Raw genomic sequence first — 20,542 nt, forward strand, 5'->3', positions numbered from 1 at the left:
GGGGGGACCACCTGCCGTTGGTGGTCCACCGACTGGCGACATGGGTGCTCCAGCATCGAGAGGCCAACGACGGCACCTGGACTGGCACTTTCGCGACAGCCGCGCAACGGGTGCGGTCGAACCTCACAAACACACCTCCTTGCCGAACCGGTGCGGTCGGGTTGTCACGCAGAAACGCGGTCGCATCAGACCGACAGAAACCAGACGGCAAACGAGCGGAGGGGACGAAACGACGTATCGGTGCCCAGCTGTCGGAACGGCGCGCGGGGCAATGGCCGCATGGGGCAGGCTCGGGTCGGCGCGGGCAGCGCTGCCCTGCCGTCCATGCTGAACCGTGCGGCGCGGGCCGTCGTCAGCTCTCGCCGTGCCATCCGGTGATCCATTCGGTTATGGGCCCAGCACACAACCCGGTGTGTAGCGGAAAAGCCGCGCGCAGGACCGGGGATAGCCCTAGAGAATGGGCGGCGGTCCTGCGCGCGGCTCAGGTGGGCAGGTGTCAGGCTTTCAGCGCGGGCTCGGTGTCGTCGGTCGGTGCCGAGACGTCAGTCTTGTCCGGGTCGATGGCGAATCGCTTCGGTGCTTCGCAGGTTTTGCGCGCGTACCCGTCGGCGACGAGCTTCTCCAGGGCGTTGTTGACCGCCCCGCCCGAACGGCCGAGGTCCTTGCCGATCTTGGCGGGCCCGAAGCTCTCTCTCGGGTGTTCGGTCAGGTATTCCTCCACCAGCGCCCGTAGAGCGCCCTTGGGCAAACGGTCCTTGTCTTTGACGGCGGTGTCGGTGTCCACGGGCGACTCTGCTGCAGATGGCCCGGTTGCGGTCTCGCTGTCGTCCGGAGTCTCCGGTGCGGTGTCGGGCAACGTGCTGGTGTCGTTGTCGACGTCGGAAGAAATAGCCGACGCGTCCTCGTCGCTGGCGGTATCGGCGGCGGTGGACTCCGGCGTGCCCTCGGCGGCCGGACCGGTGGCGGTCTCCTGCATGGCCGTGGTGTTCACGATCGCCGCATCGTCGGGGGCGGTATCGGCGTCGGAGGCGGGCTCGTTAGCTGCCTCGGTTTCGTCGTCGGTGTCGCTCGTCGTGGTGTCCGGTCGCGTGTCCTCGGTGCCGGGTACGTCGGTGTCACGGTCGGTCAGGGCGAGCGCCCATGTGTCGGGGTTGCGCGGGCTGTCTCCGGCGGTCCGGGTCGCGGTGCCGTCGCGTCCCCAGCGGGCCAGGACTTTCGCGGCGGTCGAACGACCGACTCCGGCGGCCATCGCCAGCGCGGCGGTCGTGGTGCCGGGATTGGCGGTCAGTGCTTCACGCACTTTGTCTTCCGTGGTGGGCTCGTTCCGCTGCCCGGGGGCTTCGGCCACAGCGTGCAGGTGGCGGTCGCCGTCGATGGCGGTGTCGGGCGTCGGAGTGGTGCGGAGATTGCGGTTCTTACGGGACATGACGAACTCCAAGTGTCGAAAATGGGGGATGGTCATGCCCCGGCCGGGGCTTTGTTGCCCGTCGGTGCGCATCCGGTTGGTCGGGCTACACGTCTATGGACGCTTCGTCACCGCGCTATTGTCAAGCGATCCGTCAAACAAGACATGTGTCTCATGTGGACGCTTGAAGTCGCGCTGCAGCGGTTATCAGCGGTTAGTGCCACGGCGCCAGACGCTTTTCTCGCGGCGACGGATAAGTCGACGTCGAGCCTTCCCCAGGCCTTGCCGTTGTCGGCGCGGCCGTAGCCTCGTTCGAAGCCGTATGCCAACGTAAACCCGTGTTCGAAGTGGATCGCCGTCCCGCTTTGGAACGCGCCGCGGTGGCGGCGGCAGCAGGCACTCATACCCGGCATGAGAACTCTCCCTGAGGTGTTGCGAAGGTCAACAACGCTCGATCAATGGCCAGGAGCACTGTGAGGTATGGCAATCGTCAACGACTGATCACTACGGGATGCGGCTCGTGATCGCCGCGCCGCGTAGTGGCTTGTGGCCGGTTCAGGGCTTTTACCTGTGATGGTGAGGTGCTTCCGCGGGTTCGGGTTTGGACTGTGTGCCCCAGAGGCCGAGGGCGCCGACACCTTGGGCGTAAACGGTGCCGCTGTCGTAGACGGCCTGGATTACGACCAGCTAGCGCAACCGATAGGGGCTGCTGGCGAAGGTGTTGTAAGCGGCTGGCGAGTGCGAATGCCGAATGGAAGACTTCCTGGTCGCGTCCATGCTCGGGTTGTCGGCGGTGCCGTGGTCGCTGTGTGGCAGGCCGGAAACCGTGATGTGGATCTGGTTTTGCGGGTCGGATTCGTCCGCTACGACGGTGAACTCCGCGTCGGCGTGGATCATGTCGTCCTCCTGTACGGCGACGAGGTCCTCGCGGATACGCGTGGCGATGTCACCCAGGGGTAGCTCGGCGGTGCCGTCGTAGGACTCGCCGATGATCGTCACGGGTGTGGGAGCTGGTTGGGTCGCCGGGGTGTCGATGTGTTCTGTGGTGGTCATGCTGATGGTTCCCTTCTCTTTATGTGCGATCGCCTGCGGGGACGGGGCGTCTGGTGTGGACAGTCGCGGCCAGCGCGACAGATGGAGTGGTCGGTGCGTGGCCGTTGTCCCCGGTTAGCGGCGCAGGACGTTGACGCGTAGCCGACGGGGCTGGCGGCGTGCGCGCTCGCGAACCGATCTTGATCGCGCCGGGAAGGTATGTCGAGCTGTCAGCAACACTCAACTCTGCTGTCGCTCGATGCGGTGGAGTTGTGGGTGTTTGGCCGTGCGCTGGTCGCCGGAGGATTGGCCGCGCAGGCGCCTGCCGAGCCAAGGGCCGAGAAAGGTGGCTGCCCAACGCAGTTCTGCGGTGGCGCGCCATTGCGTTGACGGTGGGATGAGCAACGGTGGTGAGGGTTCGTTCCAGGAATCGTTGCTGCCCGGCACCTGCAGGGTGTGCGCGACCGCGTCGGCGATCCGTTGATGTCGCAGGAGGCTGCAGTGCAACCGGTCCTCGCTCCAGAACCGGCGATCGGCGACAGAGGGTGCGAGCTCGCGCTCCTCGCTGCCTGCGGACCGCGAGGAGCGCCCAGCCTTCGTCGAGTGTGCGTTGCCAGAGCGGGTCCGGCGAGCACCGCCGTGCAAGGGCGGGAATTTGAGACCAGGACGGTGAGCTGACAGAATGTCACCGTGAGTATCGATTCCGACACGGCTGTCGGGTGGCCTGTGCCGGTCCACTGGCGTGTCACTCAGTGCACTCATCGGTTGGCGGCCCAGCTTGTCGCGTTCCCATCGACGGCCGTCAGCGTTCACTCGTCGACAGCATCGATCAGACCAGACCTGACCAGCGAGATGCACCGGTGTCTCCGGACATCCAGCGAGTCGGGGTGCTGAGCCGGTGCGATCTCATCACCCGCGCACGTCGCGTCTGTGGATCACCGCAGGTCTTCTGCTGCTAGCCGGAAGTCTGGTGCTGATCTTGAGTGGCGGCAGCTGGGATGACGCTGACAAGAAGGCCAGTGTGGTGGGTGCGGCGGCCGGTGTGTCCGCCCTGCTGCTGGCACTGTCTCAAGAACTACGGCCCCGTCGGACTGGGCGGCGCGGCCAACCAGCCGACCTCGATCACCTTGCCGGGCAGCTGGTCGAGAACGTGGTTGGTCAGTGGCTGGATGAAGAAACCGTTCGCAGGGTTCACGACCCGCGCCCGCTGCCGGTGCGGTGGTCTAACGCTCCTGATCGCCTCGCGGATCATTGGGCCCTCATTCACCGAGCGGCTGCTCGCAACGACGCCATCGACCTCTCCGGCCAGCTCGAGGACATCGCGGAGGTATTCGCGAGCATCCCTTCCCGGCGGCTGGTTGTGCTGGGCAAACCCGGCGCGGGCAAAACCATCTTGACCACCCGGTTCGTGCTGACCTACCTCGCCCCAGATCGCTGGTCGCCCGCGCAGCCGGTGCCGGTCATCTTCTCCCTTGCTTCCTGGGATCCCGCCCAGCACGGGTTTCGTGCCTGGCTGGAAGCCCAGCTCACTGCCGTGTACCCGGCGTTGGCCGCGCTCACCGATACCGGCACCGCTGCCCATCGATTGCTGGCCGCGGGGCGGATTCTGCCGGTTCTCGACGGCTTCGACGAGATCAACCCTGCGTTGCGTAACGACGCCATCCAGGAGATCAACCGGACCCTCGGTCCGCACGATCCACTGCTGCTGACCAGCCGCTACGACGAGTACGCCGATGCGACTGGCGTGATCACCGGTGCCCCTGTCGTCACCCTTGCCGACCTGAGCCTCGACGACATCGCCACCTATCTGCGTCTGGCCACCCGCGACAAAACCACCGGCACCCGCGACAAGTGGTCCCCGGTACTGGCTCGCCTTCACACCAGCCCGTCCGATCCCGCCGCTGACGCCCTCGCCGCGGTCCTAGGCACTCCGCTGATGCTGTTCCTGGCCCGCACCATCTACTGCGACACCACCGCCGACCCCAGCGACCTCCTCCAGCTCGCCGCCGCGCAAGACAGCCCGGAGCAACGGCGACAACAGCTCGAAACTCATCTGCTCAGCCGCTTCGTCTCCGCTGCCTACAGCCGGCACTCCGATACCTCCAGACGCACATGGAACGCCCGCCGGGCACACCGCTGGCTCGCGTTCCTCGCTCAGGTCGCCCACCAGCGCACCACCGACGACCTGGCCTGGTGGCACCTATGCCACGCCCTGCGCCACCCACGCCTCGTAGCCGCGCTCGTTTTCGGAATCGGCGGCACCATCATCGCTGGACTGTGGGCCGGGATCTGGGCGGGAACTTCCTCAGGTGTGTATCACCCCGATCTGATAGCCAGACTTGAATCCGGTCTCTCGGCCAGCCTTGCGTTCGGGGGACCAGCTGGGCTCGTCGCAGGCCTCATAGCCAGTGTCACGATATCCGCCACCCCGCACCCCCGCTGGCCACGGCTGAGACGACGCCACATCGCCGTCGCACTCACATGCTGGCTGATCAGTTGGCTGGTGTTCGAGCTCTATCAGGGGTTCAAGAACGAATTGCACATGCTTGGTGAGCTTCCCGGATATGTGCCGGCGTTCGGGTTCGCACTCGGGCTCCTGTTCGCGCTCAAGGTCGAGACAGCGAACGATACGGCCCGCGTTGTCAACCCGGATTCTCTGTTCCGCGCGGACCGGCGCATCGCCCTCATCCGTATCGTCGCGGTCGGGCTCATTCTGGGGCTCGTGAGCAGCATGACGTTCGAGGAGTCTGGCTACCACCGAGTCGCGTTTGCGCTGGCATTCGGGTGTGGGGGCGCGGTGGTAGGTACCGCGTCCACGGTCTGGGGAGCGTCTATCCCGATCCGCATCTACCTCGCATTGTCGGGGCGCATCCCCTGGGCGCTCATGACGTTCCTGCGTGACGCCCACCGTCGGGGTGTGCTGCGCCAAGCCGGCCCGATCTACCAGTTCCGCCACACTCGACTGCGCGATCAACTCTCCGCCGACTATTCGATCCTGGGGGAGATCAGTGACGACCCCGCCGGTTCGCCACCGCACGCCGACTGCCCGGCTACGCCCGCGCCGCGCCGCTGACGTGGGCCCAGTCACTTCCAGCCGAGCAGGAGCAACGACAGCAACTTCGACGCTGCCTCAACGACGACACACTCCCGTTGGAAGTCCGGATCGTCGGCGCGTTGATCCGGCTCTACGGCCTGCCGGTCAGCCGCATCGTCGAACTCACCATCGACCGATTCCACCGCGACCACGAGTCCGCGTGCCTCACCCTCGGCAAGAATCCGGTGTTGCTGCCACCCACGCTGGCCGCGCTCGTTGAGCGGCAGATCACCGATCCGCCGATGACGTCCCGCGGTTTCTCCTTCCGGGCCGACGACCCGGTCAACCCCGAGGAACCAGAGGTGTCCATGGACTGATGCTCCGGCACGGCCTGCCCACTCGGTCCGCCCGCAACGCCGCCATGATCGAATCCGGCGCCGAACTCCCACCGATCGTCGTGGCCGACTTGTTTGGCATCCACCCCAGGCACGGCCTACGCCTGGGCCAAACTCGCCCAAACCAGCTGGACCGACTACCTCGCCGCCTGCCACCCCAGTGAATAAGAAGCCGTGGCGTGCCGGACTGTCGTGTCGTGTCCGGCTCAGTTCGCCGGGCTCGGTGCCGACGGTGCCGCGGTGATCACCGTGTCCAGGATCTGGCGGGACGTGGTGAGGTCCTCGATGGCCTGGTCGATCCGGTCGCGTTCCCGTCGCAGCTGCGCGACGAGGTCCGGGCAGGTCGGCACGAGCCGCTCGTCGTCCTCGCGGATGCACGGCAACACCGAGGAGATCGTCGCGGTGGACAATCCAGCGGCCAGCAGGCCCCGGATCCGGCGCACCACGGCAACGTCGCAGGACAGGTACTCCCGGTATCCGCTCGGTCGGCGTTGCGGCCGAAGCAGCCCCTGTTCTTCGTAGTAGCGCAACAGCCGCTGGCTCACGCCGCTGCGCCGGGACAACTCGCCGATCCTGATCGTCTGCACCGACACTGCGACTCCCGTCACACCACATTGACTCTCACATCTATGTGAGACTTTACGGTCGGCGGTATGGCACCCGCAATGACCTCACCCGGCACTTCGGCGCCCGTCACGACAAGACGTGCTATCCCGATCATCGCCGGTTTCCTCCTGTGCGTCTTCGCGATCGGCACGGCCGAACTGCTCGTGAGCGGACTGCTGCCGCAGATCGCGGCCAGCATGCACGTCTCGGTCGCCAGCGCCGGCCAACTCGTCACCGCCTACGCCCTCGGCGTCGTGGTCGGCGGCCCGCTGATCACCGTGCTCACCGCGCGGATGCCCCGCAAAGGTCTGGTTCTCGGCCTGATCGCGCTGTTCATCGCCGGGAGTCTGCTCAGCGCGGCGGCGACCTCCTACGGCATGCTGGTGGCCAGCCGCGTGCTGGCCGCGCTGGCCCACGGAACGCTGTTCGCTATCTCCCTGATCGTGGTCACGACCGTCGTGTCACCCGACCGGGCCGGGCGCGCCATCGCCATCGTGGTCTCCGGACTCACCGTCGCGACCGTGCTCGGGGTTCCCCTCGGGGCCTTGCTCGGCCAGGCATTCGGCTGGCGCGTGCCGTTCCTGGCCATCGCGGTCATCGCCGCCGCCGGCGGCGCGGTCCTGGCCGTGGCGATGCCGCGCACACCAGCGCCGACCACCGGCGCCCCGTCCGAGCTTCGGGTCCTGGCGCGTCGCCCGGTACTGCTGGCCATCACCACCACCGCCATCGGGTTCGCCGGGGTCGGCGTCGTGTTGACCTACCTCGTGCCGCTGTTGACCCAGGTCAGTGGCTTCTCCGGTGGCATGGCGTCCGCCCTGCTGCTCGCCTACGGCGCCGGTAGCCTGCTGGGCAACCTCGCCGCCGGCCGGCTCACCGACAGCTCACCGACCATGACGGTGCGGATCGTGTTCCTCGGCCTGACGGTGATCCTCGCTGCCTTACCGTTCGCCGCCCCCTCGCAGCCGGCCGCCATCGTCGCCGTGCTCGCCTTCGGCTTGCTGGCCACCGCCACGATCGCCCCGTTGCAGGGCCTGATCCTTCAGCACGCCGCGGACGCGCCCACCCTGTCGACCGCCGTCAATGTCAGCGGATTCAACCTCGCCAACGCATTCGGCGCCGCACTCGGCGGCAGCATCGTCGCCGCGGGCGCGTTGCGCTGGACCGGCCTGGCCGGCGCTGTCCTCGCCCTGGCCGGCCTCGGCCTGTCCTGGCTGGCCACATCCCACACGACAACCGTCCCGCATGAGGCATGATGCGCGCTGTCCAACTCGACCGGCCCGGCGGCCCCGACGCACTGACGGTGCGCGATCTCCCGGTCCCCACCCGAGCAGACGGCGAGGTCCTTCCGCCGCATCCTGGACGACGCGCCGGGATGGTCGGTCAGGTACGCCAGCATGTGCGGTACAGGAGCTGGGGTGTCGTCACGTGTCAGCGCAGCCAGCGCGTCAGGATGGTCAAGCCGGATATAGGTTTTGACTTGATCCTGGCCGCCATGTCACCGAATCACGGCCACTATCCACACGAGACATAACTTGTGCTTAGCGCGCAGGTCGTGTGGCGCCCGCATAGTCGTCGCCGGGGTACCGGTAGTTGTCGATTTGCACTGGCTGGCCGAAGGTCGGGGCGTTGAGCATTTTCCCGTTGCCGATGTAGAGCCCTACGTGCCGGATTTTCGAGGAAGGGCCGTAGAACACCAGGTCGCCTGGCAGAAGAGACCCGTCGTGCACGCGTGGTCCGGCGTGATACTGGGTGTGTGCGGTGCGGGGGAGGGAAATTCCGGCTGCGTCGTAGGCGGCTTTGGTCAGGCCTGAGCAGTCGAATCCCGCGTCGCCGTTTAAAGGCCCGTTGCCGCCCCACACGTACGGCAGCCCGCGTTGTCCGCATGCGTAGTTGATCGCGGTCATCGCGGCGGCGGTGGGCGCCTGGATGTCATTGCAGTCACCGCTCCCGGCCATCGCAGGCGCAGGTTTACAGCGCACCCCGGACACGGCGGCGACGACCGCGCGGGCCTTGTCCTCGTGCTGGGCGTAAGCGTGGGGGAAGCCGGAGCCTTGCACGGTTTGTGCGGCGTCGTTGACGCTCATCGTCTGCCAGTTCGGCGTGGCGGTGAGGCGTTCGAAGAACTTCGTCGACGCGTAGGTCGGTGTGGTGATCTGTTGCGCGGTGCCCCAGCCCATGGAGGGGCGTTGCTGGAAAAGTCCGAGGGAGTCACGGTCACCGTAGTGCATGTTGCGGAGTTTGGATTCCTGAAGTGCGGCGGCGATCGCGACCACCCAGCCCTGTTCGGGCACGCCTATCTGTTTGCCGACCGCGACGATCGTGGCGGCGTTGCTCATCTGCTCGGCGGTCAGGCTCGGCACGGTACCGGTCGTTGTTCCGTCGGGCGTGCAGATCAGGGAACTCGTGCCGCTGCCGCCGGACAACGAGCTGACGATGCCGGCGACACCGGCGCCGATGAGCAGCGGAATGGCGAGGATCATGGCAGCGATGACGGCCCCGAGTTTGCTTCCCATAGCTGGATAGCGCTCCTTTCACGACGGCAGGCGGCGGCGGGGCTCGTGGTGGGTGAGCTGGCGCCCGCCGGGGTCAGTGCTCGCCACGTGCGATGCGGTTCGGCGTGGCTCGCGGCGGGATTGGGCTCGGTGGTGGCAGGCGGTACGGCGAGGCGGCCGCGGGATCACCGGCCTCGCCCTCGCTGTCCTCGGTGCTGGGTACGGCTGGTGGCGCCAGGCCAGGCCAGGCGTCGGCGAGGTCGGCGAGGCTGTATCGCGGGCCGGCGCGGCCGGGGCGTGTTGAGGTCAGCGGCAGCCAGATCGCCTCGGCCGGGCTCGGATGCGGCGAGGTCGGGTCGAGCAGGTCGGCCGCGGCGGTGGCCACGGGCACCGCGCGAGGGTCGTCGAGCGCGGCGTGCACGCGGGCCAGGGCGGTGCGGGCTCCGGCTTCGCGTCGGGTGGTGGGCAGCCACGCCAGAACCGGGGTGGCGATGCCGGTGGACTCGGCCAGCCGTGCGTAGGCCGCCAGCTTGCGGCCGACCTTGGTGAGGGATTCGGTTCCGGTGTCGTATTCGAGGAACCACTCCACCTCGCGCGTGGTGCCGTGGTGGCGGGTGCGCCAGCGGCCGTAGCCGTCGGGGATGACGAGGTCGCCGAAGTGGCGGGCACAGCGGGCTTCCGCCCACCACGCCGCCAACGCCTCGCCGCTGTTGTGGCGGGCGCGGGCGATGAGGGAGGTGAAGAAGTCGTTCACTCCGACGGTGTGGGCGAGACGCTGGTTGTGGGCGATGGCCATGGTGCGGTCGTGCCGGTAGCCGAGGTCTTTGACCTCGAGGCCGTGTTCGGCGGCGAGCACGGCGGCCCCGGCCGGGCCGAGGACATAGTGCATGGGTGCGGACCCGAGCTGCTGAAACGGCTGGAACCGGGACACCGCACGCCAGAGGTAGAGATCCCGTACCCGCTGGCGTGCCGACCGGCCCGACGGAAACGCGGCATCCTGGATCTGCAAACTCGTCAGAACCCGGTGCTCGTGCAGCAAAGCCAGAAGCCACTTGTCGCGAGCGGTGAGGCGGGAGGCGAGCATGGCCTGGTGCTCGACCGAGCTGGCGGCGCGGGCGGTGTGACGGCCAGGGAGATGCCCGCGCAAGGTGTGCTGGCGGGTGGTGGTCGTGATCAACGGACGCTCCCTTAATTGTCAACAGGCTGTGGACTAGTGCTGTGGGCAGACCGGCCCTGACCCCAGCCGAGAACTGGGGGAGTGAGTGGCTGTTTCCTTTTGACGCCAAGGAAATCCCGGTTTGTGTGGGTCTCTAGGGCCGGGTGCGGCGTGGGTCGGTCCGGGGCGGCGGAACGCGGTGGCCGGTCCGTGTCGAGCTGGCGCCAGTTGGGTTTCCGGCGGAAGGTGTCGTGCCGCTGGTGGTGGTGTTGCGCGCGCGGCGCCGGGCACGGAGCGCGGCCCGGATTTCGCGGGCCCGCCCGGGGATGGGGGCGGGCAAGGGTGCGGTGGTCATGGTGAAGGGTTCGGTTTCCTCGCCGTGCACGACCAGCCGTGCGGCGGCGTGGTAGACGCCGAGGTGGGACAGGTCGTGTTCCGACACGCGGGGTGTCGTGTGGCGGGCGAGTTCGCGGGCGTCCTCTGGGGAGGCGGAGTAGATGATTTTGTTGCGGGCGTTGGTGGAGAGGCCTTCCTTGAGTTCTCTCGTCAGCTGGCCGAGGTGCTGGTGGGCGAGGATGAATCCGTTCCGGAACGCGCGGGATTCGGCGAGCATGTCTTCCAGGGGGTAGGGAAGATTGAGGAAGTTATGGGCCTCGTCGATCACGGTGTGCGCGTCGGGGCGCAGGCGCTGGGGGACGCGTGCGCGGGCGGTGGTGGCCTGCCAGGTGCGGGCCACGACCAGCGACCCGACCAGCCGTGTGGTCTCTTCTCCGAGGGATCCTTTGGGGATGCGCACGAGGCAGATCCCGCCCTCGTCGAGCACGTGGGACATGTCCACTGTGGAGCGTCCTCCGGCGATGGCTTCTTTCACGAAGGGGCGCAGCAAGAACGCGCGGAGTTTGTTCATCAACGGCGAGATCACCTGGGAACGGCTGGAGTCGGTGAGTTCGTCGTACCACTCCCAGAACCCGCGCAGCACCGGATCGGTCAAGCCCGTGGTGATGCGGGACCGGAACGCTTCGCTGGTGAGCAGTTTCGGCAGGTCGGCCAGGGTCGGCACGGCCTCTTGAGCGCGCAGGGTGAGGCAGGCGGCGCGCATGAGGTCGTCGGTGCGCGGCCCCCAGAACGCCGAGTACACGCGGCGGAAGACGGAGACGAGGTTGTCGACCTCGCGGTCGGTTTCCCCTCCCTCCAGTGGGTTGAGGATGGGTGGCCGGTGCCGTGAGTCGGCGTCGAACAGCACCACTCGCTCGGCCGCGCTGCGGGGGAGACGGTTGAGGATGTCGGTGACCAGGTCACCTTTCGGGTCGATCAGGACCACGCCGCGGTGGTTGTCTATATCGTCGAGGATGATCTGCCCGAGCAGGGTGGACTTGCCGGAGCCGGTCGGTCCGACCAAGTGCAGGTGGTAGCGGGCGTCGGCGAGCCGCAGGCCGACCGGGCGGGAATGCCCGGTGTCGGACTGTCCCAGCGGCATGACTCCCGGTCCCGGGGTGGGGATGCCGGGTGGCGGGGCGACGGCTTTGGCGCCGGCGCGTTCGACACCGGGGATTTCGGCGTCGGTGGGCAGGTGCGCGAGCGCCGCCAGCTCAGGTACGGAGAGCAGGTCGCCGCGGTCGAGTCGCCTCTCCGCGAGCGCGCGGGCTGGGTGACGGAGGCGGGTGCGGGTGTAGTGGTTGTGGTCGGTGTAGGCGGCGAACGCGGCAGCCAGCGCGTGTGCCCGGCCGCGTGCGGTGTCGCGGGCCTGGCGCACTAGATCGCCGTCGGCGTCCTCGGGAAGGTCGGTGGCCACGGCGTACTGGATCACCGTCTCGTACTGGGATCCTCGCTGTTTTCCGACGATCGCCTTGTTCTGTGCCGAATATTCGAGCGACAGCTGCGGATCCTGGCTGATCCGGCGTGAGTCCGAGGTCCGGCGCGTGCGGGTCGCGTTCGCGCCCGGCGTGATCGCGTCGAGAATCAGGCCCCCGAGACGCCCCGAGGAACCGTGGTGCACTCGGCGGGCGGCGCGGCGTGCCTGGGCGACACGGCGGCCGGTGACCGGGCGGGCGAGGATCTGCACGCAGGCTCGCTCGTCCCGGCCGAGCCCGACGGGCGCGCCGAGCAGCCCGCGGATCGGGTCTGCCTCGAAGCTGGTACGGATCGGGAGAGCCTCAGTGCGAGCGAGGCGCAGCTGGCCCCCGATGGTGATCCGCCGACGCCCAGCTGGCACCGCGGGGAAGGGTGAGGTGGCAGGACTCGTGCGGGTGTGGGCACCGGGCCAGGCGGCCTCGACCGCCCGTTCCACCAGCGACGGTGGGATGACGCCGGGGACCCAGAACTGCACGGTGACACCGTGCTCGCCGAACACGTACTCCATTGCCAGATGCGGCTGGCCGGCCCACCACCGCCGCCAGCCGGGGCGTAAGAGTCCGACGAGGTTGGACCAGACCGCGGTCCCGCCGGCGGGATCGACGGTGGGCGGGGCGAGCACGGTGATCCGGCGAGCGTCGGCCAGCAGCGCGGTGTGGCGGCGAGCGCGCCACCAGCGGCACGCCACGGCGACGGCCGTCACCGCGAGGGCCAGGGCGGGGACGGCGACCGGTCCCCAGGTCAACGCCCAGTCGCCTGCGACGGTGAGCAGGCGGCCGGTGACACCGCCGGGATCGCGCAGGTAGTCACTCACCCCGGCCTGCGTCGCCGGTAATCCCGCGGTGTGAACGGCCATAACGGAACTCCCTTCCGGGAAAACTCGTACGGGGCAAGGGAAAGTCGAGGGCGGCACCAGGGGTGGGCCTACGCGGGGTCGAGGTCGACGTGTCCCGCGTCGTCGAACTCGTCGCCGACGAACTCGACCCCGCCGACGGCGACGGCGGTGGCGTCGTCGACGGAGCCGGCGGTGTCGGCGGGGCCGAGGTCGATGTAGGCGTCGGCGAGGCCGCTGTCGGTGGCATCGGGGGCCTCGTCGGCGAACCGGGCCAGTTCGGCGGGGTCGGTGGTGACCAGGAAGTTCTCCGTGGGTGAGGCCAGCGATTGGAACGCCACCCGTTGCGTCCCGGAGCTGAGCAGGCCTTGGCCGCGGTCGGCCGACAGCAGGAACCGCCGCTCTCCAGCGGAGAGATCGAAGGCCTCGGCGATGTCGTCGATGGCCTGTGGCGCTTGGCGCAGCAGCACTTGGGTAGCGGCGTTGCTGACGATGGCCTTGCCGAGGTCACTGCTGAGCACGTCGGCGGTGTCCTGGGTCGCCACGGTGAGTCCGCACCAGTGTTTACGGGCCGCTTTGGCCATGCGGAGCAGGAAACGTGCACCTTCGGGCTGCTGCATCAGTAGCCACGCCTCGTCGACCACCACCAGCCGTGGCCGGCGGGAGGCGGGATTGGAGACCCGCCTCCAGACCACGTCGAGAACCAGCAGGGTGCCGATCGCGCGGAGCTCGTCGGGCAGATCCCGCAGGGAGAACACGGCGAGGTGCCCGTCCGGGGTCGTGGTGGTGGGTCCGTCGAAGAGGTCGGCGAACGAGCCGTCGACGAACGGGTGCAGCCGGGCGGCGAGGTCGGCGGCCATCGCGTCGCCGCCGTCGCCGGTGGCGGCGAGAGTGTCGCGCAGGTTGCGTAGCAGCGGCGCCGGGCGGGTCCAGGTGCGGGCGTCGCCGGTGATGCCCGCCCGGTCGTAGGTGGCGGTGATCGCGGTGTCGAGGACGGCGCGTTCGGCGGCGGTGATCTCCGTGCCGAAGAGCACGGCCAGGACGGTGTGCAGGAACAGGCTGCGCCGCTTGAGGGCGTCCTGTGGTGCGGCGCGCCGTCCACGGGCGTCGGTGTGCACGGGCAGGTCGAAGGGGTTCAGCCGGACCCCGCCCGCGCCGAGGTGGACGTAGGTGCCGCCGACCTGGGAGGCCAGCCGCGCGTACTCGTCCTCGGGGTCGATGACAAACGCTTGTACCCCGTGTGCGGCCCGCCCGTTCTCGGTGTCGCCGAGACGGCGGTAGAGGCTGCGCAGGGTCTCGAGCTTGACGAAGTACGACTTACCCGCGCCGCTGCGGCCGAGGATGACGGCGTTGTAGTTGTCGCAGGCGAACCTGTCCCAGTGCACCAGCCCGGAGCTACCGACGTTGTAGCCGTAGAGCACGCCGGACGGCGCGGAGATGGCCGGATCGGCCGGGGGCAGATCCGGCGAGGTGAACGGATACGCGGCGCTGACCGCGGCGGTGTCGAACGTCCTCGTCAGACCGAGCGGGTCCAGCCCGAGCGGCAGGGTGCTCACCCAGCCCTGCAGCGCCCGGTAGGTCGCGGGCTTCGCGTCCAGCAGCAGGGACGCGCACAGCGACCGCAGCGCGGAGACTTCCTCGGCGAGGGAGGTTTCGTCCGGGGCGTGCACGGTCAGGTAGAGCCCGAATTTGAAGAGTTTCCCGTCGCCGCGGGCGATGCTCCGCGAGAGATCTGCGGCGTCTTCGGCGGCGGCGTCGAGGTCCGGGTCGTCGAGCCGGTCGTGCCGCGCGTTGTGCCGCCTGCTGGATTCCAGTTTGGCGCGTTGCTTGCGCAGCCCGCTGGCCGCGGTCGCGGGGTCGACCGGCTGAACATGGACCGACACGTCCAGCCGAGCGGGGTAGGTCAGCAAAGGGGCGAGCCAGCCGGGGTAGACCTCCTGCGGATAACCCGTGACCCCGAAGCTCGCGACGAATTCGTTGCCGACCTCGAGATGCCGGGCGGACACCGACAACGCGTCCGGGGTGAATGCCCCCGCCGACCCGGGACGGGGCGCCGTGCCGTGGTTTCTGGTGCGTGCCATCAGGGTCTACCTGCTTTCGATCTCGTCGTCGTAGTCCCAGTCGTCGTCCTCAGCCAGCCACGGGCCCGGCACCTGCGAGCGACCGGCGCGCGGCGCGGCAGTGGATGGGCGCGTCGGCGGAGCCGGATGAGACGCCGTCAGGTCGGCATCGCCGCCGGGGCCGTAGAGATCGGTGAAGGTGGCGGTGGAGGTGACGACCTCGTCGGCTCCTGCCAGTTCGGCCGAGGGCGGCAGGAAGGTGTCGGGGTTGCAGGCCGCCGCGAGAACGCCTGTCGCGGCGGCGGCGTCGAGCGGGGTGGCCACGATCCCGGCCGGGGCCAGCAGTTCGATGGCCTCGCCGAGGCGGCGCACCAGGCGTTGCTCGGCCGCCTGCCGTACTCCGTCCTCCACCGGTCCGTTGCCGCGGCGGTGGTGCCGCCACGGCAGCACGCTCGACGCGGCGGAGGCAGGGGCCGGGCCGGTGCGCAGAGGCTCGCGCAACACCAGCAGCACTTGGCGGCGCAGCAGATCCGCCTGGGCGGTGAGCTCGGCGAGGTAGTCCGCATGGTCCCGCGCGGCCGCTTCCAAGGCGGGGTGCGGGAGCCCGCCGGCGTGGGCCCGCAGTTCGGCGATCTGCGGGGCGAGGTCGAGTCGTTCGGCCCGCACCAGGAATTGCACTGGTGCGGTCAGGCTGTGCAGGTAGCGCGCGAACGAGGCGACGAGCGCCTCTTGTTCCCCGGGTGTGCGCAGCGAGAAGTTGACGGTGCTGCACACGGCGATGACCGCGAGCCCGTCGGCGCCGAGGTCGACGACCCCGGCGTGCGCGCCGGTGTCGGCCACACCGTGGGCGGGCAGTTCCAACGGGGCCGGGGACACCGGCTCGGCCCCGGCTGACGATGGTCGCCGTCCGCCACGGCCCCGAGCGCGGGTGTCGGGGGGCTGGGCGGTGAGCCAGGCCGGGGCCGCGCGGACGCCTTCGGGCGCGGCGACCCGGTGCCGCGGGGACAGGTGCTGGCGGATCGCGGCGAGGGCGAGACGGTCCAGGGGCAGGCCGTCTCGATGTCCGAGGGCCAACACGGTGGCCGCGATCCCGACCGGGATGGCGACGAGGAGGAACACCGGCAGCGGCACGAACGCGCGGGTCGCGGAGTACAGGCCGTAGAGCAGGAGGCCGGTGACGCCGAGGATCGCGACCTGCCGGGCCGTGAGGGGCCCGAGCACGCGGTCCGGGCGGTCGACGTCGGCGGGCACACGCACGGGAGAAGTCATGGCGAGTCGGTCCTCACTTCGTCTTCGGGGCCCGCCGGGCGGGCATGTCCAGGGGCAGGCGCAGTTGCGTACCGGCGCGCCGCTTCGGTGGCGGGGAAACGCTCGGCCCGCCGGCTGGCGGGGGCGGAGGTGTGGGCTGGCGCCGGACTCCGAGCGGCAGCGGGTACTGGCCGGAGGCGAGCGGCCGGTTGCCGGTGTAGGCGTCCCGCGCCGGACGACGAGGGGCGCGGGCGGCACGGTTGATCCGGCCGGACGGGGTGAGCAGCCCAGGCCCCGTTTGCCTCGCCGCCGGGCTGGCCGGCGCCGGGTTGGCGAGGTCGTCGGCCAGCGATCGCCGAGGCGTGGCCGGGGGTGCGGGGCGCAGGTGGATCGGCAGCATCCCGGCGCCCGGTGCTATCAGCGCGCGAGGCAGGCGCGCGGGCGGCCGGGCGATGCGGCTGACTCGCCCGTCCGAGGTGAGCAAACCGGGCTGGGGCACCGGCGGCGGCATCCCGGGGCGCCGATCGGCGAGGTCGTCCGCCAGTGACCGGCGCCCGACCCGGTCCGGTTCCCTGCGTGTGGTGATCGGCAACCCGATCTGGTCACGGGGCAACGCGCCCGGCAGCGAGCCCGGCGGCAGCGCCCGCGGGTTCACCGCGACCTCGCCTGAGTCCCCGCCGCCGCTCGTGGTGAACAGCGACATCTGTCCCGGCCCGGGTTTCCTCCCCGCTCCGGCGCCGGAGCCCGGCGCCTCACCCAGGCGCGCGGATCGCCCGCTAGCGGGGCGTGTGCGGCGGACCCGCATCGGGAGCATGAACTGGCCCGCTCGGGTGGACGGCGGATCCGCGGGCGCGTGGTCGCGTCCCCGGCCACGCGATGCCGGGCCAGGCTTGCGGCCCTTGCCACCGAAGAGGGATCCGGCGCCGCCGAGGAGTCCCATGGTCTTGTAGGCGATCGCGCCGCGCACCAGCGACCCGAGCATGGAGCGGCCGCCGCTGCCGCGCAAGGGTTGCAGGCACCAGAACGGGATCTTCACCAAGATCCACATCAGTGCGACGCAGAACAGCAGGTTGGTCAGCCCGTTCAGCGTCGGTCCGAACACGGTGAACCCGCCTGGTGTGAAGAACACCCGCAGCGACACACTCACGGCCCCGGCCTGGCCGATCGGGATGACCAGCAGCAGACCGTAGGCCTTCCACCAGAACACGGCCACGCCTTCGGTGTGTGGAAGGGCGTGCCACATCAGTACGAATGGTGCGGCGGCGATCAGCAGCATCGTTGCGAGGACCCGCACGATGAACGTCAGTAGCAGCACGACGAGCATCACCGCGAGCGCGAGCCCGATGAACAGCAGCCAGCCTTGCCCGCCGTTGAGTGAACCGAGGATCATGTCGGTCATCGCCTTGGCGGCGGTGTTCGGGTTGACCGCGTCGGTCATCAACGTCGCGCTCACGGCGTTGGAGATCTCGATGCCCTGGGTCGCCAAGAACAGCGACAGCGTTCCGGCGAGGAACCCGACCGCGATCCGGGGCGCGATCTCTTTGATCGTGTAGCGGGTCTGCAGGGTCTCGTAACCCATCAGGAGCAGGCCGGCGATGACGACGATGCTGCCGTAGAAGGCGAGCATCAGGTGCCAGGAGTCGGTCCACGCCTGCCCGATGCCGGGCAGCAGGCTCGGGTGCGGTGTGGACAGCACCGTGTTGCCCAGCAGTTCCAGCAGCGGGTTCAGCGCACCGATCACCAGGCCGCGGAAGAAGGTGTCGATGGCCTCGGTGACACATGCGACCGGGTCGGTGAACCCGCACTCGCTTTCGTCGTCGCCGGGATCGCGGGGTGCGGGCTGCGGGATGCAGTTCGGTCCGTCGCACGGCTGGCTCGTGGGCGGTTGGGTGGGGAGATTGCCGCACTCGGGCAGCACCGAGCCGGGGAAACACGACACCGGCGGCGCCGACGGACCCGGAATCAGCGGGGTACTCGGCAGACCGGTGGGCGGCCCGGGACGCGGGGACGAGGTTCCTGGAAGCGAGCAACCGGGTTCGCCCGAACCTGGTGTGCAGCTGGGGTTGGGCGGCAGCGGCAGTACCGGTGGTTGCGCGGGCGCCAGCGGCACCGCCGCAGCCACGGGAGCGGGCGTGGGGCCGGGCGCGGCCGAGGAGGTCAGCGCGATTCCGCCGACCGCCACCATCAGCGGCACCACCACCCCGAGCACGCGAGCCCACCGCCGCTGGGGCAACCGGCGCCATCGCCCGCCGAATCCGCTCTGGGGCCGTCCCGAGCCTGTCGGCGGGCCGACCATCAGCCTGCCGTTGCACCCTGATCCGGTGTCCGTGCCGTCGTGGAGACGACCCGAATCGGGCGCGCGGACGAGGCACACGATCGGTGTCGTCGGGCGGCACCGGACAGGGTCGCGTGGCCGGGAGGTAGCTGTATGCCGCGAGGTGGTCATCGCTCACACCCCGCCCACGATGCCCTTGAGGATCTCGACCACGAGCGGGGCGAGCGCGGCGAGCCCGAAGCCGATACCGGCGGCCTTGAACGCGCCCTTGGCCTTCTCGATCTCACCGGGGTCACCCGAGGCCATCAGGTAGCGCAAGCCACCGATGGTGATGAACACGACCGCGACCCCAGCCAAGATCCCCATGATCCAGTTGCGGATGTTGTTGAGGACCTGATCGACCGTCGCCGCGAGCGCGACATGGTGAACCGTGTCCGCCCGCGCGGCCGAGGACGTCACCAGCACCCCGGCGGCGACCAACCACCCGATCAGCAGCACGACCCGGCGACGGTGTGCCCGTCGCGATGGCCGCGCCGGTACCGGCATAGCCGTGTCGGCGGAACCCGCGCAGCGACCCCCTGTGGAGTGCGTGGCGGTTACCGCGAACCGGGCATGCGCTCGGTCCGCTGGGGCCGCGGAGCCGAGTTTGCGCGATGCCGTACGGCGCGTGGACGTCGGGTGCGGACGAGGACCACGGCGGGGCAGTGGTGTCCGTGGGGTCAGTCGCATGAGGAGGCCTCCTGAGTGAGCGCCGAGCGGCGGGCGGGGCCGGGCGAGTGGTGGCGGTGCGGGCGTGCGGCCAGACGGGTCCCGCGTGTGCTAACTCCGGATTCCGAGCCCTGTGGAGACACCGGGCGCACGAACTTCTTCGCCAAGGCCGGGCTCACGCGTGTCACGCTGCGTAGGCGAAGGCGGTGGGTGCGGGAGAGCCGCAGGGCGGGGTGGCGGGGTGCGCCGGCGTGGCCACGACTGGTGGTCCCTTGTGCCGGAGTGGAGGTGTCGTCGGCTGGTTCGTCGACCGGATCGGTGAGGTAACGGGCCAGGCGCTGCTCGGCGCGACGGCGGGCCTGCTGAGTCGCCTTATACGACTGTCCGCGCGCGTGCGCGGCCTCGGTCAGCGACAGTTCCCCGAAGCGGGTGGCCGAGATCAGCGCGGCCTCGTCGGTGGTGATGACGCCTGCGCGCACGGCGGTCACGAGCACGAGGTCGGGGTGTCCGCCCGGCCGGTGCGGTAGCGTGGACCGGACGCCGATGTCCTCGATCGGCGGCGCGGCATCGAGTGCCTCGCGCAGCGCGGTGTAGCCGGCGCGGTAGGCCGCCCACCTCAGGCGCACGAGGATCGCCGGCCGGTCCAGAGCGACCTCGCCGAGCCTGGCGAGGAATCCGGCCAGGACGGCGGCGTGGATGTCGTGCTTGTCGCCGCGGAACCGGTTGGTCAGCTGTGCTGCGACCGGCAGCAGCACCGGCATCGCCAGCCCGACGCACGCCATGGTCCAGGTGCCACCCTCCGCGCGCGCCCGGGTGATCAGATAGGTCCACGCCGCGTCCCGGGTGGCCTGGGTGCAGCCCTCGCTCAGCAGCAGCGCGCCGAGTTCGTCCAGCGGCACCGGGCGTGAGGGCAGCCCGCAGATCGCCGCGCCATCCACGCACACCGGATGCGGGCCGGTCACCAGCCACCCGAAGGTCGTGATGGCGGCGTCGAACACCCCGCAGTCCCGCGCGTGCTTATCGCTGCGGCGAAGAGAGAAAACACCCGACGCGGGGCCGGTTTCCGGTAACGACACATCCATGGCGGCAACTCCTGGCAAAAGTGGAATCAGGGCGGCCACCAGAAAGCCAGCCGGGGCGCCTCAAAACCGCCTCACAAGCGCCTCCTGGCCGTTTCAAAAGCGCCTCAAAGGGCGCCTCAAGCGCGGCGACAGCTACGGCGGTCGCAACCCGGTCCACGCTGTCTGAGAGTCGCGTCCGCACCGCTTGAGGCGCTTCGTCTGCGGCCCTTGAGCTGTGGGGACACGTTCCTGCAGTGCCCGGTAACCGAACAGCGCCTCAAGAGGTGGCCGTCAATGGCCGGGGCCGTGAGGCGCGCGGAAAGAGGCTGCGAAAAATACTTCACTAACGACTCGCGACGCTCCGGCGGCAAAGAGGGCGCCTGGTAT

General features: G+C 69.5%; 14 protein-coding genes. 3 read left to right on the plus strand and 11 right to left on the minus strand.

Annotated elements, in window-relative coordinates:
- Window positions 1-496: 496 nt before the first annotated feature.
- Window positions 497-1,438, minus strand: coding sequence for a hypothetical protein (locus AMK34_RS21960; protein ID WP_241832830.1), 942 nt, complete (start codon window positions 1,436-1,438; stop codon window positions 497-499).
- 654 nt (window positions 1,439-2,092) lie between these two features.
- Window positions 2,093-2,458, minus strand: coding sequence for a hypothetical protein (locus AMK34_RS21965; protein ID WP_143202550.1), 366 nt, complete (start codon window positions 2,456-2,458; stop codon window positions 2,093-2,095).
- A gap of 949 nt (window positions 2,459-3,407) precedes the next feature.
- Here AMK34_RS21965 and AMK34_RS21975 point away from each other — a divergent pair.
- Together AMK34_RS21975 and AMK34_RS21980 are read left to right on the plus strand one after the other, a co-directional pair.
- The gene (locus tag AMK34_RS21975; protein ID WP_158073299.1) at window positions 3,408-5,510 is read left to right on the plus strand and encodes an NACHT domain-containing protein; all 2,103 of its coding nucleotides are present in this window, start codon (window positions 3,408-3,410) and stop codon (window positions 5,508-5,510) included.
- A gap of 77 nt (window positions 5,511-5,587) precedes the next feature.
- Window positions 5,588-5,848, plus strand: coding sequence for a hypothetical protein (locus AMK34_RS21980; protein WP_073846627.1), 261 nt, complete (start codon window positions 5,588-5,590; stop codon window positions 5,846-5,848).
- Window positions 5,849-6,072: 224 nt separating this feature from the next.
- Here the strand turns inward: AMK34_RS21980 and AMK34_RS21985 are convergent, their stop codons facing one another.
- On the minus strand, window positions 6,073-6,444 hold the full coding sequence (locus AMK34_RS21985) for a MerR family transcriptional regulator (RefSeq protein ID WP_073847152.1): 372 nt from the start codon (window positions 6,442-6,444) through the stop codon (window positions 6,073-6,075).
- Window positions 6,445-6,519: 75 nt separating this feature from the next.
- Between AMK34_RS21985 and AMK34_RS21990 the strand changes: the two genes are divergently transcribed.
- Window positions 6,520-7,725 (plus strand): MFS transporter, encoded by a 1,206-nt coding sequence (locus AMK34_RS21990; RefSeq protein ID WP_241832831.1) that lies wholly within the window; start codon window positions 6,520-6,522, stop codon window positions 7,723-7,725.
- Between the two features lie 285 nt (window positions 7,726-8,010).
- Here AMK34_RS21990 and AMK34_RS21995 read toward each other — a convergent pair whose 3' ends face one another.
- The 8 genes from AMK34_RS21995 to AMK34_RS22030 form a co-directional block, all read right to left on the minus strand.
- The gene (locus tag AMK34_RS21995; RefSeq protein WP_073846628.1) at window positions 8,011-8,985 is read right to left on the minus strand and encodes a C40 family peptidase; all 975 of its coding nucleotides are present in this window, start codon (window positions 8,983-8,985) and stop codon (window positions 8,011-8,013) included.
- Between the two features lie 73 nt (window positions 8,986-9,058).
- Window positions 9,059-10,141 carry a replication-relaxation family protein gene (locus AMK34_RS22000; RefSeq protein ID WP_073846629.1) on the minus strand — a complete coding sequence of 361 codons (1,083 nt, stop codon included), beginning with the start codon at window positions 10,139-10,141 and terminating at the stop codon, window positions 9,059-9,061.
- A gap of 133 nt (window positions 10,142-10,274) precedes the next feature.
- A complete protein-coding gene (locus AMK34_RS22005; RefSeq protein WP_073846630.1) occupies window positions 10,275-12,827 on the minus strand; it encodes a type IV secretory system conjugative DNA transfer family protein in 2,553 nt (850 codons plus the stop codon).
- Between the two features lie 68 nt (window positions 12,828-12,895).
- Window positions 12,896-14,884, minus strand: a complete 1,989-nt coding sequence (locus AMK34_RS22010) for a VirB4 family type IV secretion system protein (RefSeq protein ID WP_073846631.1) — start codon at window positions 14,882-14,884, stop codon at window positions 12,896-12,898.
- Between the two features lie 6 nt (window positions 14,885-14,890).
- Window positions 14,891-16,132 carry a PrgI family protein gene (locus AMK34_RS22015; protein WP_073846632.1) on the minus strand — a complete coding sequence of 414 codons (1,242 nt, stop codon included), beginning with the start codon at window positions 16,130-16,132 and terminating at the stop codon, window positions 14,891-14,893.
- A gap of 13 nt (window positions 16,133-16,145) precedes the next feature.
- On the minus strand, window positions 16,146-18,485 hold the full coding sequence (locus AMK34_RS22020) for a hypothetical protein (RefSeq protein WP_241832832.1): 2,340 nt from the start codon (window positions 18,483-18,485) through the stop codon (window positions 16,146-16,148).
- 75 nt (window positions 18,486-18,560) lie between these two features.
- A complete protein-coding gene (locus AMK34_RS22025) occupies window positions 18,561-18,884 on the minus strand; it encodes an Mbov_0395 family pilin-like conjugal transfer protein (RefSeq protein WP_073846634.1) in 324 nt (107 codons plus the stop codon).
- A gap of 221 nt (window positions 18,885-19,105) precedes the next feature.
- Window positions 19,106-20,176, minus strand: coding sequence for a hypothetical protein (locus tag AMK34_RS22030; protein WP_073846635.1), 1,071 nt, complete (start codon window positions 20,174-20,176; stop codon window positions 19,106-19,108).
- Window positions 20,177-20,542: the final 366 nt, after the last annotated feature.

The sequence above is a fragment of the Amycolatopsis sp. CB00013 genome (genome assembly GCF_001905755.1).
Classification (GTDB): domain Bacteria; phylum Actinomycetota; class Actinomycetes; order Mycobacteriales; family Pseudonocardiaceae; genus Amycolatopsis; species Amycolatopsis japonica.

What these genes read in the sequence shown, in the direction of transcription:
- AMK34_RS21965 (WP_143202550.1), bottom strand. Translation starts at nt 2,458, where the DNA reads ATGACCACCACAGAACACATCGACACCCCGGCGACCCAACCAGCTCCC.
- AMK34_RS21990 (WP_241832831.1), top strand. Translation starts at nt 6,520, where the DNA reads ATGGCACCCGCAATGACCTCACCCGGCACTTCGGCGCCCGTCACGACA.
- AMK34_RS21995 (WP_073846628.1), bottom strand. Translation starts at nt 8,985, where the DNA reads ATGGGAAGCAAACTCGGGGCCGTCATCGCTGCCATGATCCTCGCCATT.
- AMK34_RS22005 (WP_073846630.1), bottom strand. Translation starts at nt 12,827, where the DNA reads ATGGCCGTTCACACCGCGGGATTACCGGCGACGCAGGCCGGGGTGAGT.
- AMK34_RS22010 (WP_073846631.1), bottom strand. Translation starts at nt 14,884, where the DNA reads ATGGCACGCACCAGAAACCACGGCACGGCGCCCCGTCCCGGGTCGGCG.
- AMK34_RS22015 (WP_073846632.1), bottom strand. Translation starts at nt 16,132, where the DNA reads ATGACTTCTCCCGTGCGTGTGCCCGCCGACGTCGACCGCCCGGACCGC.
- AMK34_RS22030 (WP_073846635.1), bottom strand. Translation starts at nt 20,176, where the DNA reads ATGGATGTGTCGTTACCGGAAACCGGCCCCGCGTCGGGTGTTTTCTCT.